Here is a 16,125-nt window from a genome sequence, read left to right as displayed (position 1 = left end):
CAGACCAGCGCCACCCACAGACGGGGTTTTATGGCACTGACTTCTATGGCACGCTGTTGAGTTCTCAAGGAGCGGACGCATGAACCGGGCCCACCCTGACGGGTGAACTACCGGCGCGATTGTTCGCCTTTTCCGAAGGATCGGATGGATCGTGTCTGGTCCTCCGCCAGTGCGGTGACCGCCACGCCCCAGATATCTCAGTTCGAGACCGTGTCGGCGCCGAGGGCGATTTGGAGTGTCTGACCGCTCTGCGGTCTTTCTCCAGAAGCTCCCCGTGGGGGGCTCCGGCCCGCCGTGTTCGGCGCCGTGAGGAGAACATTACGGTCGTGCGACGGCAAGCGTCAAACGCAGACGGCTTAAATCGATGTGACCTGCGTCACACATGCTGGGACGCATCTAGACGATCTCATCAGGTATGGGAGGCTGGTCTGCCGGCCCCAGTGCAGGTCCAGCCCACTGAAGGTCCGGCCCCACGCGGGTCACCGGCGCGGTCCGGCCCTTGGTGGCACTCACGGTCGGATCTCCGGCCACCCAGAACCGCCACGGCCGTTCGACCGCCACCCGCAGGCCGATCCGTGGCCCCGTGCAGACCTGGGTGTCGTCCACCTGGGTCCCCCGCTCGACGACCAGCGGCCCTCCGCCAATGACGGGCGATCCCGTGAGGCTGCCGTCGGCTCCGAGAGTCCGGGCGAGACGGCCGGGGCCGCGGGCCAGGTCGCGGTCGACCAGCCGGGGGGCCCGCGCCCTCGCCAGGTCCACTCCAGCCACCACCTCACCGGCGCGGACCAACACCGCCGACGGCGTCCCCGCCGGCCCGCAGACGATGTTCAGGCACCAGTGCATGCCGTACACGAAGTAGACGTAGGCGTGGCCAGGCGGACCGAACATCACTGCCGAACGGGGCGTCGGTCCCCGCGCGGCGTGGGAGGCCGGGTCATCGGGGCCCGTATAGGCCTCGACCTCGGTGAGACGCACGCAGACCGGCCCGTGCCGGACCGTCGCGCCGAGCAGGTCGCGCGCGACGGCCAGCACGGGCCGGGCGTAGAAGTTCGCCGGGAGCGGCGCCGGGGCCGCCGGCGAGCCGGGGTCAGGCACTAGCCGACGGCCCACTTGTGGTCGGCGGCCAGCGTCGGGCGCAGGTTGGCGATCTGCTCGCGGACCCGGGCCGGCGCGGTGCCGCCGGGGGCCGACCGGGCGTCCAGCGCGCCGGCGACGGACAGCACGTCCCTGACGTCCGGAGTGAACGCGGGGTTGATCGCGGCCAGCTGCGCGTCGGAGACCTCGCCGAGGTCGGCGTCGTGCTCCACGCACCAGGCCACCAGCGCGCCCACGGCCTCGTGCGCCGACCGGAACGGCACGCCCCGGCGGACGAGGTACTCGGCGACGTCGGTCGCCAGCGAGAAGCCGTCCGGCGCGGCGGCCGCCAGCCGCTCGGTCCGCACCTTCATCGTCGCGACGGTCCCGGTGACCGCCGGCAGCACCACCAGCAGGGTGTCGACGGCGTCGAAGACCGGTTCCTTGTCCTCCTGCAGGTCCCGGTCGTAGGCGAGCGGCAGGCCCTTCAGGGTCGCCAGCAGGCCGGTCAGCGCGCCGATGAGCCGCCCGGACTTGCCGCGGGCCAGCTCGCCGACGTCGGGGTTCTTCTTCTGCGGCATGATCGAGCTGCCGGTGGCGAAGGCATCGTCGAGCTCGACCCAGCCGAACTCACGGCTGGTCCACAGCACGATCTCCTCGCCCAGCCGGGACAGGTGCACCCCGATCAGGGCCGCGGCGAAGAGGAACTCGGCGGCGAAGTCGCGGTCGGAGACGGCGTCGATCGAGTTGGCGAACGCCCGGTCGAAGCCGAGCTCGGCGGCGACGCCTTCCGGGTCCAGCGGCAGCGAGGAGCCGGCGAGCGCTCCGGCGCCCAGGGCGCAGACGGCGGCCCGCCGGTCCCAGTCACGCAGCCGGTCGACGTCGCGGGCGAACGCGTGCACGTGGGCGAGGATCTGGTGGCCGAACGAGATCGGCTGCGCGTGCTGCAGGTGGGTCATCCCGGGCGCCGGCGTGGCGGCGTGCTCCTCGGCGACGTCGACGAGTGCATCGGACAGCTCCGTGAGCACGGCGGCCACGTGGCGGACGGCGGCCCGCAGGTAGAGACGCAGGTCGGTGGCGACCTGGTCGTTGCGGCTGCGGCCGGCGCGCAGCTTGCCGCCGAGGGTGCCGAGCCGTTCGACGAGAGCCCGCTCCAGGGCGGTGTGCACGTCCTCGTCCTCGATGGTCGCGGTGAACCGGCCGGCGGCCACGTCCGCGCCGACGTCGTCCAGCGCGCCGAGCATCGCGGCTAGCTCGGCGTCGTCGAGCAGTTCGGCGCGGTACAGCACGCGCGCGTGCGCCTTCGAGGCGAGCAGGTCGTACGGCGCGAGGCGCCAGTCGAAATGCACGCTCACCGAGAGCTTCGCCAGCGCCTCCGCCGGGCCGCCGGCGAACCGGCCGCCCCAGAGGCGCAGCGGCGCTCCTCCGGCTCCGTTGGCCTCGTTGCCAGCCGTTTCGCCCGTCCCGGCCGGGCTGCCGGTCGTCTTCACCTGAAGCAACTCCCTATGTCCACGCGGGCCGCAGGTCAGCGGCCCGCGTCACGCGGTTCTCTGGTACGCGCGAACCTTCGTCGCGGTCGTGCCCGTTTCCTGGACCTGCGTCACCCTTCGGGCGGCGTGGCGCGTCCCTCGGCCAGGCCGAGGAGCCTGGCGGCCAGCCGCGGGCCGGAGGGGGCCGATGCCGGGGCGTCGAGACCGTCCGCCGGCTCGTCCGGCACCGGGATCAGGCGGCAGACCACCAGGATGGTGTCGTCGCCGGCGATCGTCCCCATGATCTCCGGGAGCGCGGCGCGGTCGAGCGCGGAGGCGAACAGCTGCGCGGCGCCCGGCGGGGTACGCAGGACGACCAGGTCACCGTTCGCCTCGGCGGAGACCAGCAGGTCCTCGCAGAGCCTGGACAGGGGCAGCCGCACCAGCTCGACCGGGGCGAGCCCCGGGTCGACGGTGTAGACCAGCTGCCCGTCCTGGCCGCGGACCTTCGTCGCGCCCAGCTCGTCCAGGTCGCGCGAGAGTGTGGCCTGGGTGACCCGGACCCCTTCGGCGGCGAGCAGCCGGGCGAGCTCGGTCTGCGAGCGGACCGGATGGGCCCCGATGAGCGCGGCGAGCCGGGCGTGCCGGGCCCGCTTGGTCAGCGGCGTCACCGGTTGGGTCGCAGCGGTCATCTTGGGGTCCCAGCGGTCATTGCGGGGTTCCGGCGGTCACTGTGGGTCCCAGCGATCATTGGGGGGCTTCGAGGGCCGAGAACAGGAATGCCAGCAGCGCCTTCTGGGCGTGCAGGCGGTTCTCGGCCTGGTCGAAGACCACCGAGGCCGGGCCGTCCATCGCCCCGTCGGTGATCTCGTCGCCGCGGTGGGCGGGAAGGCAGTGCATGACCTTCACGGTCGGCTTCGCCGCCGCGATCAGCGCCTCGTTCAGCTGGTAGGGGCGGAAGACGTCGACACGGTTGGCCGCGTCGGCCTCCTGGCCCATCGACGCCCAGACGTCGGTGTAGAGCACGTCGGCGCCGTCGGCGGCCGCCGCGGGGTCGTGCAGCACCGCGACCGATCCGCCGGTACCGGCGGCGAGCTGCGCGGACCGGGCGACGACGCCCGCGTCCGGCTCGTAGCCCTTCGGGGCGCAGACCCGGATGTGCGCGCCGGCCATCGCCCCCGCGAACAGCAGCGAGCGGGAGACGTTGTTGCCGTCGCCGACGTAGGTCAGCGTGACGCCCCTGGTGGTGCCGAGGTGGTCACGCACGGTCTGCAGGTCGGCGAGGGCCTGGCAGGGGTGGGTGAAGTCGGACAGCGCGTTGACCACCGGGACGGTGCCGGCGGCGGCCAGCCGGTCGACCCGGTCCTGGCCGAAGGTACGGATGACGATCGCGTCGACGTAGCGGCTGAGCACCTTGGCGATGTCCTCGATCGACTCGCGCTTGCCCAGGCCGATCGTGTTGGCGTCCAGGACGATCGGGTGACCGCCGAGCTCGGTGACGCCGACCTCGAAGGAGACCCTGGTGCGAGCCGAGGGCTTCTCGAAGATCAGGGCCACCGACCGGCCGGCGAGCGGGCGCGGGTGCGCCGGGGTCCGCCGAGCCGCCTTGAGCAGGTCGGCGCTGTCGAGGACCGCGGCCTGCTCGGCGGGCGTCAGGTCGGTGTCGAGGCGGAAGTGCCGGATCGTCATGGCCCGACCTTACGATCGCCGGCCGACGGCTCGATGGCTCCGGCGGCCACGGCCGCGATGGCGGGCAGGGCCGCGAGGAACGCGTCGGCGTCGGCCTCGGTGAGCACCAGCGGCGGGGCGAGCCGGACTGTCGCCGGCGCGATGCCGTTGACCAGGAAACCTGCCTCGCGGGCGGCGGTCTCGAAGGCAGCAGCCGTGTGGGTCGAGAGCTCGATCGCCAGCCACAGGCCGGCGCCGCGGACTCCGCCGATGCCGGGCACGCCGGCGGCGGCCGCGGCCCGGATGCCGGTGGCGAGCCGCTCGCCGACGGCGGTCGCGTGCGCGAGCAACCCGTCCGCCTCGATCGTGTCGAGCACCGCGAGCGCGGCGGCGCAGACGACGGGCCCGCCGCCGAAGGTGCTGCCGTGCTCGCCGGGCCCGAGGAGCCGGCCGGCCGCCCCGATCCCGATGCAGGCGCCGATCGGCAGCCCGCCGCCGAGGCCCTTGGCCAGGGTCAGCACGTCGGGCAGCACGCCCTCGTGCTGGTGGGCGAACCACACGCCGGTCCGCCCGAGCCCGCTCTGTACCTCGTCGAGGACGAGCAGCGCGCCGGTCCGGTCGCACAGGGCGCGGGCGGCGGCGAGGTAGCCGGCGGGCGGGGCGATGACGCCGGCCTCGCCGAGGGTCGGCTCCAGGAAGACGGCTGCGGTGCGCTCGCTGATCGCGGCCTCGAGCGCGGCGGCGTCGCCGTAGGGCACGAACGTCACGCCGGGCAGCAGCGGCTCGAAGGGAGCCCGCTTGCCGGGCTGGCCGGTGATCGACAGGGCGCCCAGGGTCCGGCCGTGGAAGGAGTTCTCCGCGGCGATGATCTCGGTGCGGCCGGTCTTGCGGGAGATCTTGATGGCGCACTCGTTGGCCTCGGCGCCCGAGTTCGCGAAGAACACCCGGGCGTCGGCGCCGAGCAGGCGCACCAGCCGCTCGCCGAGCAGGACCTGCGGCTCGTTGACGTAGAGGTTGGACGTGTGGCCGAGCTGGCCGAGCTGCGCGCCGACGGCTGCCCGCACGGCCGGGTGGGCGTGGCCGAGCACGCTGACGGCGATCCCGGCGAGCAGGTCGACGTACTCGTTGCCATCGACGTCCCAGACCCGGGTGCCCTCGCCGCGGGCGAGCGCGACGGCCGGCCGCCCGTAGGTGCCCATGATGACCTTGTCCCGCCGGTCGAACAGGTCCTCGGCGCCGCCCGGTCCAGCGGCGGGCCGCGTCGCGGCGGCGGTGCTGGGGGTCAAGGGGTTCCTCCGGTGCTCGGGGTCAGGGCGGGCGCCACGGCGTCCTCCTTGACGGTGGGGGTGATCAGGGTGCCGATGCCGTCGTCGGTGAAGATCTCCAGCAGGACGGCGTGCGGGACCCGTCCGTCGAGCACGTGGGCCTGCGGCACCCCGCCGTCGACGGCCCGCAGGCAGGCCTCCATCTTGGGGATCATCCCGGAGGACAGGGTCGGCAGCAGGTCCTGCAGCTGGTCGGCTGGCAGCTCGCTGACGACCTCGTCGGAGTTCGGCCAGTCCGCGTACAGGCCTTCGACGTTGGTCAGCACCACGAGCTTGAGGGCGCCCAGCGCGACGGCGAGCGCGGCGGCGGCGGTGTCGGCGTTGAGGTTGTAGACGTTGCCGTCCTCGCCGCGGGCGACCGTCGCGACGACCGGGACGCGGCCGGCGTCGAGCAGCGCGTTGATCGTCTCCGGGGCCACCTCGACGACGTCGCCGACGAGGCCGATGTCGACCTCCTCGCCGTCGACGATCGCGGGGCGGCGCTGCGCGGTGAACATGTTCGCGTCCTCGCCGGACAGGCCGACCGCGAACGCGCCGTGGTTGTTGATCAGTCCGACGACGTCCCGGTTCACCTGGCCGACGAGCACCATCCGGACGATCTCCATCGTCTCCGGGGTAGTGACCCGCAGGCCGCCGACGAAGCTCGACTGGACCCCGAGCCGGTTGAGGTGCGCGGTGATCTGCGGGCCGCCGCCGTGCACGACGACGACCCGGATCCCGGCCAGCCGCAGGAACACGACGTCCTCGGCGAACGCCTCGCGCAGCTCGGGGCTCTCCATCGCGTTGCCGCCGTACTTGATGACGACGGTCGCGCCGTGGAACCGGGCCAGCCACGGCAGCGCCTCGACCAGCACCTGGGTCTTCGGCAGCGCCGCGTGCCCCCGCGCGGTGGCCGCCGGCCCCCGCGCCTGCGCCGGCGCCGCCTCGGCGCCGTTCAGCAAGCTCATGTGGAGTAGGCCGAGTTCTCGTAGACGTAGCCGTCGGTCAAGTCGTTGGTCCAGATCGTCGCCTCGACGGTGCCGGCGTGCAGGTCGGCGACGATGGCGATCTCGCGCCCGGACAGGTCGACCAGGTCGCGGGACTCCCCCGGGGCGCCGGCCTTGCAGACCCAGACGCCGTTCATCGCGACGTCGAGTTCGTCGGGCTCGAAGGCGGCCTTCGTGGTGCCGATCGCGGCCAGCACCCGGCCCCAGTTGGGGTCCTTGCCGTAGAGCGCGCACTTGAGCAGGTTGTTGCGGGCGACCGCCCGGCCGACCTCCAGCGCGTCCTGCTCGCTGGCGGCACCCGTGATCGTGATCGCGATGTCCTTCGTCGCGCCCTCCGCGTCGCCGATCATCTGCTTGCCGAGGTCCATGCAGACGTCGGTGACGAGCCCCGTCAGCTCGGCCTCGGCGAGCGTCACGCCGGACGCGCCGGAGGCGAGCAGCAGCACGGTGTCGTTGGTCGACAGGCAGCCGTCGGAGTCGATCCGCTCGAAGGTCAGCCGGGTCGCCTCGCTGACCACCCGGTGCAGCGTCGCCGCGTCGGCGACGGCGTCGGTGGTCACCACGACGAGCATGGTCGCCAGCGACGGGGCGAGCATCGCGGCGCCCTTGGCCATGCCGCCGACCGTGACCGTGCCGTCGGCGGACGAGCGGACCGCCTGCTTGCTGACGGTGTCGGTGGTCCGGATCGCCTCGGCGGCGGCCGGGCCGCCGTCGGCGGAGAGCTGGGCGACGGTCCGGGTGACGCCGTTGAGCAGCAGGTCCATCGGCAGCCGGACCCCGATCAGGCCGGTGGAGCAGATCCCGACGTCGCCGGCGCCCAGGTCGAGCGCCTTCGCGACGTGCTCGGCGGTGAAGTGAGTGTCCGCGAAGCCGTCCGGGCCGGTGCAGGCGTTGGCCCCGCCCGAGTTGAGGACGACGGCGCGCAGCCGGCCGTCGGCCAGCGCCTGGCGGGTCCACTGGACGGGCGCGGCCTGCACCCGGTTGGTGGTGAACACGGCGGCCGCGGCATCGGACGGCCCGTCGTTGACGACGAGCGCGACGTCCGGACGCCCGGACGGCTTGAGCCCGGCCGCGACTCCGGCGGCCCGGAAGCCCTTCGGGGCGGTGACGCTCACCTGCGTTCCTCGATTCTGGGGTTCTGCGCCTATGGGGTTCTGCGCTGCTGGGAGGCGTTTCGCGGGGTTCAGGGGGCGAGGCCGGTCAGCGGGAGGCCCATGGTCTCCGGCAGGCCGAGCATCAGGTTGGCGCACTGGATCGCCTGGCCGGCGGCGCCCTTGGTCAGGTTGTCGAGCGCCGAGACGACGACGACCCGGTCAGCGTCCTCGTCGTAGGTCGCCTGCAGGTGGACGGTGTTGCTGCCGAGCGTGGCCGAGGTACGCGGCCAGCGGCCGGCGGGCAGCACCGTCACGAACGGCTCGTCGTCGTAGTAGGCGCGCAGGATGCCGCTGGCCAGGTCGGCGCCGAGACCGTCGGTGGATGCCTTGTCTGTCGGCCTCGCCGTGCAGGTCGCGAGGATGCCGCGCGGCATCGGGGCGAGCGAGGCGGTGAACGACACCTTCACCGTCGCCGCCGGCCCCGGCACGCCGGTGGCCGCGACCTTGGTGAGGTTCTGGACGATCTCCGGCCGGTGCTGGTGGCGGCCGACCTTGTAGGCCGTCACGTCGCCCATCACCTCGGAGCCGAGCAGGCTGGCCTTGGCGGCTCGACCGGCGCCCGAGGTGCCGCTGGCGGCGACCGTCACCAGGTCCGACGGGTCGATGACGCCCGCGGCGACGAGCGGCGCGTACGCGAGCGTCACCGCGGTCGGGTAGCAGCCGGGGGCGGCGACCCGCTCGGCGGCGGCGATGGCGGCGCGGGCGCCGGGCAGCTCGGGCATACCGTAGGTCCAGGTGCCGGCGTGCGCACCGCCGTAGGCCTTCGCCCAGGCGTCGGCGCTCTCCAGCCGGAAGTCCGCGCCCAGGTCGACGACCTTGATGCCGGTCGGGATGGCGGCCGCGACCTCGGCGGAGCGGCCGTGCGGCAGCGCCAGGAAGATCACCTCGGCGCCGCTCGCGACCGCCGCGGCGGTGTCCACGAACGTCTGCCCATACAGGCTGGGCAGGTGCGGGTGGAGGTCCGCGATGTCCTCGCCGACGTTGGTGTGCGCGGCCACCGCGCCGATCTCGATCTCCGGGTGCGCGAGCAGCAGGCGCAGGAGCTCGCCGCCGCCGTAGCCACTGCCGCCGATGACCGCCGCTGTCATGCCCATGGCCGCAATTCTATGCACGAAGACGCATGGCCATCCAGTATTTTTCGATGCCGGTCCGAGCGCCCCGCTCGTTTCGGGTGGTGTGCACCGCCGGGGGATGCCCCCGTTCCAGGGAACTTCCACTCCAACCACTAAGCCAGTCCTAAGAGACCTTCTCGGCTGCCTCAGGTGAGGCGGCGCCGGCCCGCGCGCTGGCTAGCCTCCGGCACCAACGCCCACCGAGGAGGTCACCCCACGATGTGGTCGAAGCAGGGTCGGCACCGCCGGCGCCGCCGCCAGATCATCTCCGGCACGGCGGCCGCGTTGGCCGCGGCGACTGGGCTCGTGCTGGCCCTCACCGTTCCCGGCACGGCCTCGGCTGCCGTCCTCGGCGCTGCCTACACGCGGACGCAGGCCTGGGAGACCGGCTACTCCGCCGACTACACGGTGACGAACACGACCGGGTCCGCCCGCGGGTTCACCCTGGAGTTCGACCTGCCGGCCGGCGCGCGGCTCACCTCGCTGTGGAACGCCCAGTATCAGGTGGGCGGCCAGCACGTGACCGTCACACCCGCGACGTGGCAGCCCGAGCTCGCGCCCGGCGCGGCGGTCGATGTCGGCTTCGTGGTGAGCACGACGGGCACGGTCGCCGACCCGACCGGCTGCCGGATCGATGGCGGCCCCTGCGCGCCGGGCGGCGACCCCGCCGGGCCCACCTCGGCGCCGTCGGCCACCACCACCGTTCCCCCGGCCACGCCACCCGCCACCGCGCCGGCCTCACCGCCGGTGACCGAGACGGCCACGTCGGCGCCCGCCACCGCGCCGCCCGCCACCGCGCCGCCGGCGACCGCCTCGCCCGGCGCCGGCTCGAACCGTTTCGCGCCCTACATCGACACCTCGCTGTACCCGCCGTTCGACCTGGTCTCGGCCGCGCGGGCAACCGGAGTGCGGACGTACACGCTCGCGTTCGTGCTTGCCGGCGGGGGCGGCTGCACCCCGAGGTGGGGCGGGGTGTCCGAGCTGAACCAGGACGGGGTGCCAGGCCAGATCGGTCAGCTGCGCGCGCTGGGCGGTGACGTACGGGTCTCGTTCGGGGGCGCGAACGGCACCGAGCTCGCGAGCGCCTGCGCCAGCCCGGCCGCGTTGGCCACGGCGTACGGCCAGGTCATCAGCGCCTACGGCCTGAGCCGGGTGGACTTCGACATCGAGGGCGCGGCGCTGTCCGACGCCGCGGCGGTCGACCGGCGTGACCAGGCCATCGCCGAGCTCCAGCGGGACGCGACGGCCCAGGGCCGGCCGCTGGACGTGTCGTTCACCCTGCCGGTGCTGCCCTCCGGACTGACCCAGCCGGGCGTGGCCCTCCTGGAGAACGCGCGGGAGCGCGGTGTCGCAGTCGGCTCAGTCAATGTCATGGCGATGGACTTCGGCGACGGCGTCGCACCGAACCCTGACGGCCAGATGGGCAGCTACGCCATCGACGCGGCAACCGCGACGCAGGCTCAGGTGAAGGGCGTGCTCGGGCTCTCGGACACCGACGCCTGGTCGCGTCTCGCCGTCACGCCGATGATCGGCGTCAACGACACGAGCACCGAGGTGTTCCGTGAGGCTGACGCCCGCCAGCTGGCCGCATTCGCCACAGGCCACGGGCTGGCCTGGTTGTCGATGTGGTCGCTGACCCGCGACCAGCCGTGCCCCGGCGGACCGGCCGGCTTCGCCCAGCCGACCTGCAGCAGCCTCGACCAGCAGCCGCTGGAGTTCACCCGGATCTTCGCCGCCGGCTGAGGACTCTGACCGCCGAGGCCGCGACCGTCCCGCCATCGAGGAGATCTCTGATGCTGAACCGACGCACCCTGCTGGGCGGCGGCGCCGCCGTGCTGGCCGGAGCCTGCGTGACCGGCGTCGCCGCCGCCACCCGCGACAGCCGGGCAGGCCCGGCGCGCCTGGTCGCCACCGACAAGGCAGCGGTCGACATCCCAGCTCATACGCCCGGCACGCCGCTGCCGCTGGTCCTCGTCAACCACACCTACCGGTACGCCAACCGTGACATCTGGTTCTACATAGTCGGCACCGACCTGAGCACCGAGCGGCAGGTCTACGGCCACGCGGACGGCAGCGTCACGCCGGTCGCCCTCGGCGCGGACGGCGCTGACCTCGCGATCCCGCTGGTCGCCGACGGCGACACCGTCGCCGCGATCCCGGTGGGCATGTCCGGGCGGATCTACGTCTCGATCGGGGCCAGGCTCGACTTCCGGATCGTCGCCGACGGGGCCGGCAAGCCGGCACTGCAGTACCCGGTCGGCTGGGTGCGCGACGCGCCCGGCTACGAGGTGCTGCACGACTTCGCCGAGTTCACTTACAACGCGGCCGGGATGTTCTGCAACACCACCATGGTCGACATGTTCAGCGTCCCGCTCCTGCTGCGGCTGCACGGCGACGGTGACCAGAGCACCGGCCAGGTCAGGCCCGGCGGCCGGGACGCCCTGTTCGCCGCGCTTCGGGCCGACCCGACGTTCGCCCCGCTGGTCGTCGACGACGTCCGGGTGATCGCCCCGGGGCACGGCATCCAGGCCGGGCTGTTCCCCGCGACCTACTACGACTCCTACATCAACACCGTGTGGGATGCCTACCGGTCCCGTCAGCTCGTCGTCGACGCTGCGGCGCGGCGAGTGACCGGGACGGTGATCGGGGACAGGCTCACCTTCGACGGCGGGGTCGCGTCGTTCGCCCGGCCGAGCAGCCGTGACGTCTTCTTCTGCGACGGCGCGCTGGCCGCGCCCAACGACGGGGTCACCGGGCCGGTCGCGGCGGTGCTCGGGGCCGGGTTCAACCGGTCGACGCTGCTGACCGACGCCGCGCAGCCCGACGCCGATCCGAGCACCTTCTACGGCGACCCGGTCACCAACCACTACGCGCGGGTCCTGCACGAGCAGACCGACAATGGTCACGCCTACGGCTTCGCGTTCGACGACGTCGCCGGGCAGGCCTCCTACGTCGAGGACCACGCGCCGACCCAGCTCACCCTGGTGCTCACTCCGTTCTGACGCCCGAGGCGGCGCCGGAACTCTCGCGACCGAGCTGGTCTGGGCTGGCCGCGGTCGTCGCTCGCCGCGCGGTTCGGCCGGAACGCGATCGGCGGTCCGGTCCGGGTCGAGTCGGGGACGTTCCGCGGCGGAGTAGGCGCGTTCCTGTCACGATCTGGTGCATGACCACGGTGGCCGGGTTCGGGGTCGGGTGGCGCCCGGAGCTGGCCGCGGCGCTCGCCGACCGGGCCGACCTCGGGTTCGTCGAGGTGATCGCGGAGCACGTGCCACCGCACGCGGTCATGCGTCCGGCGCCGACGGATCTGGGCGTACCGGTGGTGGCGCACGGCATCGGGCTCTCGCTCGGCGGCGCCGAGCGGCCGGACCCGGCCCGGCTGCGCCGGCTGGCCGACGTCGCGGCGTCGCTCGGCTCGCCGCTGGTGAGCGAGCACGTGGCCTTCGTCCGGGCCGGCGGGACCGAGGCGGGCCATCTGCTGCCCATCCCCTACAGCCGGGACGCGCTGGACGTGCTCGTCGCCAACGTCCGGATCGCCTGCGACCAGCTTCCGGTGCCGCTGGCGCTGGAGAACCCGGCCGCGCTCGCGCGCTGGCCGGACGACGAGCTGTCCCCCGCCGACTTCCTGGCCGACCTGGTCGAACGCACCGACGCACTGCTTCTCGTCGACGTCGCGAACTTCCACGGCGACACGATCAACCACGGCCTCGACGCCGTCGCCACCTTCGACCGGCTGCCGTGGGAGCGGGTCGCCTACCTGCACGTCGCCGGTGGGGTCGTGCACGACGGCCGTTACCACGACACCCACCTGCACCCGGTCGGCTCCGACCAGTTGGCGCTGCTCGCCGAGGCCGTACGCCGTTTCCCGCCGGGCCATCCGCCGGCCTACCTGGTCGAGCGCGACGGCGACTACCCACCCGTCACCGAGTTCCACGCCGAGTGCGACCGCGTCCAGGCGGCCGCGAACAGCCAGCGAAGGCAGGCGTCATGAGCACGGCGATAGCAGTCATCGTGGCCGCCCTGGGCCTGTGCGTGGGGACGGCGCTGGCCATCTGGCTGGTCCGCCAGGTGTTCGTCGGCCGGCAGGCGCCCAGCGGCCGGCGGGGCTTCGATTCCGACGTGTCCGGAGCGACCGGCATTGGCGGCGAGGCGTCCGGGCACGGGCATGGCGGGCACGGTGGCCACGGTTGTGGTGGCGGGCACGGCGGCGGCGGCCACGGCTGTGGAGGGGGCAGCTGTGGCGGCGGTGGGTGCGGTGGCGGGGGGTGCGGTGGCGGGGGGAACTGACCCGGCCAGCGGCCCGCGCAACCAGGACCTCGGGGCGTCTCGCACCGCCGACGCTGCTGGGCTCGCCGCCGCGAGGGCACGACTGGCCGCCGGTCAGGCGGCGTTGCTCGCCGCTCTGGTCGCCGGTGGCCCGGACCCGGCCGGCTTCGACCGGGGCGCGCTCGACGCGAGCCGCCAGGCGCTGCTCGACAAACGCCGGGGCGACGTCGCCCGCCGGTGGCCGGCCCTCGCGGCCGAGCCTGGTTTCGCCGCCCTCTTCGTGGCCTGGGCCGCCGGCCGGCCGCCCGAAGGCTCCTACGCCGACGGCCTGGCCTTCGGGCACGCGCGCCGGGCCGATCTCGGCTTGGACGCGCGCTGTGAGCTGCTCTACGCCCGTGCGGCGCGCCGTCGGCTGGTCGTGCTGGCCGACCGTGCGGACGGGGGCACGCTGGTCGCGCTGCGCGCCCCCGTCCTGGGGACGGTCATCCTGCGTTCGCCGAGGCTGCGTTCGCCGAGGCGCTGAGCAACCCGCCTGGCCCGCGCCGGGCTGGCGCGGCGGGTCAGGCCCGCAGGGCGGCGCCGGTGCGGCGGCCGGCCTCGGCGACGGCGGCGTCGCGGACACCGTTCGCCTCGTCGGCCGTCAGGGTGCGGTCCGTCGCCCGCAGCCGTAGGCCGAAGGCCAGCGAGCGACGCCCGGCGCCGACCTGGGCACCCTCGAACACGTCGAACAGGGTGAGCGACTCGAGCAGGTCGCCCGCGCCGTCCCGCAGCGCCGTCGACACGTCGGCGACCGGGGTCGCGGCGTCGACCACCAGCGCGACGTCCCGGTCGGCCGGCGGGTACTGCGAGACGACCGGCGCGGGCGCCGCGCCGTGGCGCAGCGCGGCCGCGATCAGGACGTCCGGGGACAACTCGAAGGCGACCGTCCGGGCCGGCAGGTCGAGGTTCGCGATCACCCGTGGGTGCAGCTCGCCCGCGTGCCCGGCGAGCTCCCCGTCGACGTGCAGCGCCGCGCACCGGCCCGGGTGCCAGGGGGCGTGCTCGTCGGCGGTGACGGTCAGCTCGACGCCGACGGCGCGGGCGACCGCGTGCGCCGCCGCGACGGCGTCGGCCCAGTCCGCCGGCCGGCCGGGCGCCAACACGCCCCCGGCCACCCCGGCGGGCTCGCGCTGGCCGGTGAGCACCCCGGCGACCCGGCGGGGCTGCTCGGGCAACGACGCGTTCAGCGCCGCGATCTGGTCGTCGGTCGGCCGGTCGAGCACCGACGGCGTCGCCACCGGCTCGGCCGGGGTCGGCAGCTCGCGGAACACCTGGCCGATCTCGAACAACGCCAGGTCCGCCTGGCCACGGCCCAGGTTGCGCACCGCCGCGTCGAACAGCCCGGGGAGCAGGCTGGTACGCAGGTAGGCGGCGTCCTCGGCGATCGGGTTCGCGATCCGCACCGCCGCCCGGCGCCGGTCGCCGGCCGGCAGGTCGAGCGCGTCGGCCACGCCGGCGCCGACGAACGGCAGGGTCATCACCTCGGTGAGGCCCTCGTACGCGAGCGACCGGGCGATCGCGCGGGTCAGCCGCTGGGACTCGCTGAGCCCCCGGCCGGCGGGCAGCCGCGGCAGCGTCACCGGGATGGTGTCGAAGCCCTCCAGCCGCATGACCTCCTCGACGAGGTCCGCCGGCCTGGTCAGGTCCTGTCGCCACGACGGGGGCGTGACGACCACGACGCCCTCGTCGACCGGCGCGTCACCGGCCGGCTCGACCGCGCAGCCGACGTCGGCGAGCCGGGTCCGCACGACCTCGTCCGGGTACAGCCGGCCGCCCAGCCGGGTCGGCTCGGACAACGGGAACCGGATCGTGACCGGCGCGGGCCGGTTGTCGACGTCGGTGGTCCCGGGCGCGGGCTGGCCGCCGGCGAGCTCGCCGAACAGGCGGACCGCCTCCTGCGCAGCGGCAGGCGCGAGCGCCGGGTCGACGCCACGCTCGAAGCGCCGGGACGCCTCGGAGAACAACCGGTGGCGCCGGGCCGTGCGGGCGACCGCGAGCGGGTCGAAGTGCGCCGCCTCCAGCACGATCTCGGTGGTGGCAGCGGAGATCTCGGTGCTCGCCCCGCCCATGACGCCGGCCAGCGCGATCGGGCCGGAGTCGTCGGCGATGACGAGGTCTTCAGGGTCGAGCGCCCGGTCGACGCCGTCGAGGGTCAGCAGCCGCTCCCCCGCCTTTGCCCGCCGCACGACGATCCCGCCGGTGAGCCTGGCCCGGTCGAAGGCGTGCAACGGCTGCCCGAGGCCGAGCATGACCACGTTCGTCACGTCGACGGCGGCGGAGATCGGCCGCATGCCGGACAGCGTGAGCCGCCGGGCCCAGCGCAACGGAGTGACGGCCGCGGGGTCGACGCCGGTGATGACCCGGGCGACGTAGCGGTCGCAGGCGGCGGCGTCCTCGACGGTGACCGGGTAGCCGTCGCCCGCGGTCGCGGCGGTGGGCGCGCCCGGGTCGTCGAAGGGCAGGCCGAAGGCCGTGGCCGCCTCCCGGGCGATGCCGCGGACCGACAGCCCGTAGCCGCGGTCCGGGGTGACCGAGATGTCGAGCACGTCGTCGGCCAGGTCGAGCAGCTCGGCGACGTGCGCGCCCAGCGGCGTGTCCGGCGGCAGGACCAGGATCCCCTCGTGGGCGTCGCTGATGCCCAGCTCGCGCTCCGAGCAGATCATGCCGTCGGAGACGTGCCCATAGGTCTTGCGGGCGGTGATCTCGAAACCGCCCGGCAGCATCGCGCCGGGCAGCGCAACCGCGACCCGGTCTCCCACCTCGAAGTTGACGGCGCCGCAGATGATCCCGCGCACGCCGGACTCCGGGTCGCCGGCGACGGCCTCGGTCACCCGGACCCGGCACCAGCGAACGCTCTTCTTCTTGGCCGCGACCTCGTCGATCGCCAGCACCTCGCCGACCACGACCCCGCCGAGGCCGCCGACAGACTCCAGGCCCTCGACCTCGAACCCGGCGCGGATCAACGCGTCGGCGACCACCCCGGCGGGCGGCAGGCCAGGGACCTGCTCCCGCAGCCACGACATCAGGATCAGCAT

13 protein-coding genes are annotated in these 16,125 nt (G+C 74.1%); 4 read left to right on the top strand and 9 right to left on the bottom strand.

Going from position 1 to position 16,125, the window contains the following annotated elements; genetic code table 11:
• Window positions 1-396 precede the first annotated feature (396 nt).
• The 8 genes from I6A60_RS14750 to argC form a co-directional block, all read right to left on the bottom strand.
• Window positions 397-1,095, bottom strand: coding sequence for a DNA-3-methyladenine glycosylase (locus tag I6A60_RS14750; RefSeq protein WP_203041907.1), 699 nt, complete (start codon window positions 1,093-1,095; stop codon window positions 397-399).
• Window positions 1,095-2,564 carry an argininosuccinate lyase gene (gene argH, locus I6A60_RS14745; protein WP_374113325.1) on the bottom strand — a complete coding sequence of 490 codons (1,470 nt, stop codon included), beginning with the start codon at window positions 2,562-2,564 and terminating at the stop codon, window positions 1,095-1,097. The genes I6A60_RS14750 and argH overlap by 1 nt, the downstream gene beginning before the upstream one ends.
• A 110-nt stretch (window positions 2,565-2,674) precedes the next feature.
• Window positions 2,675-3,235 carry an arginine repressor gene (argR, locus tag I6A60_RS14740; protein WP_203024046.1) on the bottom strand — a complete coding sequence of 187 codons (561 nt, stop codon included), beginning with the start codon at window positions 3,233-3,235 and terminating at the stop codon, window positions 2,675-2,677.
• Window positions 3,236-3,290: 55 nt separating this feature from the next.
• A complete protein-coding gene (gene argF / locus I6A60_RS14735; protein WP_203024048.1) occupies window positions 3,291-4,232 on the bottom strand; it encodes an ornithine carbamoyltransferase in 942 nt (313 codons plus the stop codon).
• On the bottom strand, window positions 4,229-5,497 hold the full coding sequence (locus I6A60_RS14730) for an acetylornithine transaminase (RefSeq protein WP_203024050.1): 1,269 nt from the start codon (window positions 5,495-5,497) through the stop codon (window positions 4,229-4,231). Before I6A60_RS14730 ends, argF begins: the two co-directional genes overlap by 4 nt.
• Entirely contained in the window at window positions 5,494-6,483 is a 990-nt protein-coding gene (gene argB / locus I6A60_RS14725; protein WP_203024052.1) for an acetylglutamate kinase, read from the bottom strand. Before argB ends, I6A60_RS14730 begins: the two co-directional genes overlap by 4 nt.
• Window positions 6,480-7,637 carry a bifunctional glutamate N-acetyltransferase/amino-acid acetyltransferase ArgJ gene (gene argJ, locus I6A60_RS14720; RefSeq protein WP_203024053.1) on the bottom strand — a complete coding sequence of 386 codons (1,158 nt, stop codon included), beginning with the start codon at window positions 7,635-7,637 and terminating at the stop codon, window positions 6,480-6,482. Before argJ ends, argB begins: the two co-directional genes overlap by 4 nt.
• A gap of 68 nt (window positions 7,638-7,705) precedes the next feature.
• Complete coding sequence (argC, locus tag I6A60_RS14715) at window positions 7,706-8,770, bottom strand: N-acetyl-gamma-glutamyl-phosphate reductase (RefSeq protein WP_203024055.1); 1,065 nt, start codon at window positions 8,768-8,770, stop codon at window positions 7,706-7,708.
• A gap of 237 nt (window positions 8,771-9,007) precedes the next feature.
• On the opposite strand from argC, the gene I6A60_RS14710 reads away from it, so the two are divergent.
• The 4 genes from I6A60_RS14710 (at window position 9,008) to I6A60_RS14695 (ending at window position 13,574) form a co-directional block, all read left to right on the top strand.
• Window positions 9,008-10,531, top strand: a complete 1,524-nt coding sequence (locus I6A60_RS14710; protein ID WP_203041909.1) for a cellulose binding domain-containing protein — start codon at window positions 9,008-9,010, stop codon at window positions 10,529-10,531.
• A 50-nt stretch (window positions 10,532-10,581) separates the two neighbouring features.
• A complete protein-coding gene (locus tag I6A60_RS14705; protein ID WP_203022171.1) occupies window positions 10,582-11,790 on the top strand; it encodes a beta-1,3-glucanase family protein in 1,209 nt (402 codons plus the stop codon).
• Between the two features lie 161 nt (window positions 11,791-11,951).
• Window positions 11,952-12,776 carry a DUF692 domain-containing protein gene (locus I6A60_RS14700; protein WP_203022172.1) on the top strand — a complete coding sequence of 275 codons (825 nt, stop codon included), beginning with the start codon at window positions 11,952-11,954 and terminating at the stop codon, window positions 12,774-12,776.
• A gap of 186 nt (window positions 12,777-12,962) precedes the next feature.
• Complete coding sequence (locus I6A60_RS14695) at window positions 12,963-13,574, top strand: hypothetical protein (RefSeq protein ID WP_238435433.1); 612 nt, start codon at window positions 12,963-12,965, stop codon at window positions 13,572-13,574.
• A gap of 37 nt (window positions 13,575-13,611) precedes the next feature.
• Here the strand turns inward: I6A60_RS14695 and pheT are convergent, their stop codons facing one another.
• Window positions 13,612-16,125 (bottom strand): phenylalanine--tRNA ligase subunit beta, encoded by a 2,514-nt coding sequence (gene pheT / locus I6A60_RS14690; RefSeq protein WP_203022173.1) that lies wholly within the window; start codon window positions 16,123-16,125, stop codon window positions 13,612-13,614.

It is taken from the genome of Frankia sp. AgB1.9 (assembly GCF_016786355.1).
In the GTDB taxonomy this organism is placed as follows: Bacteria; Actinomycetota; Actinomycetes; order Frankiales; family Frankiaceae; genus Pseudofrankia.
Note: the sequence above shows the minus strand (reverse complement) of the source record. Positions and strands in the feature narration are given on the sequence as shown.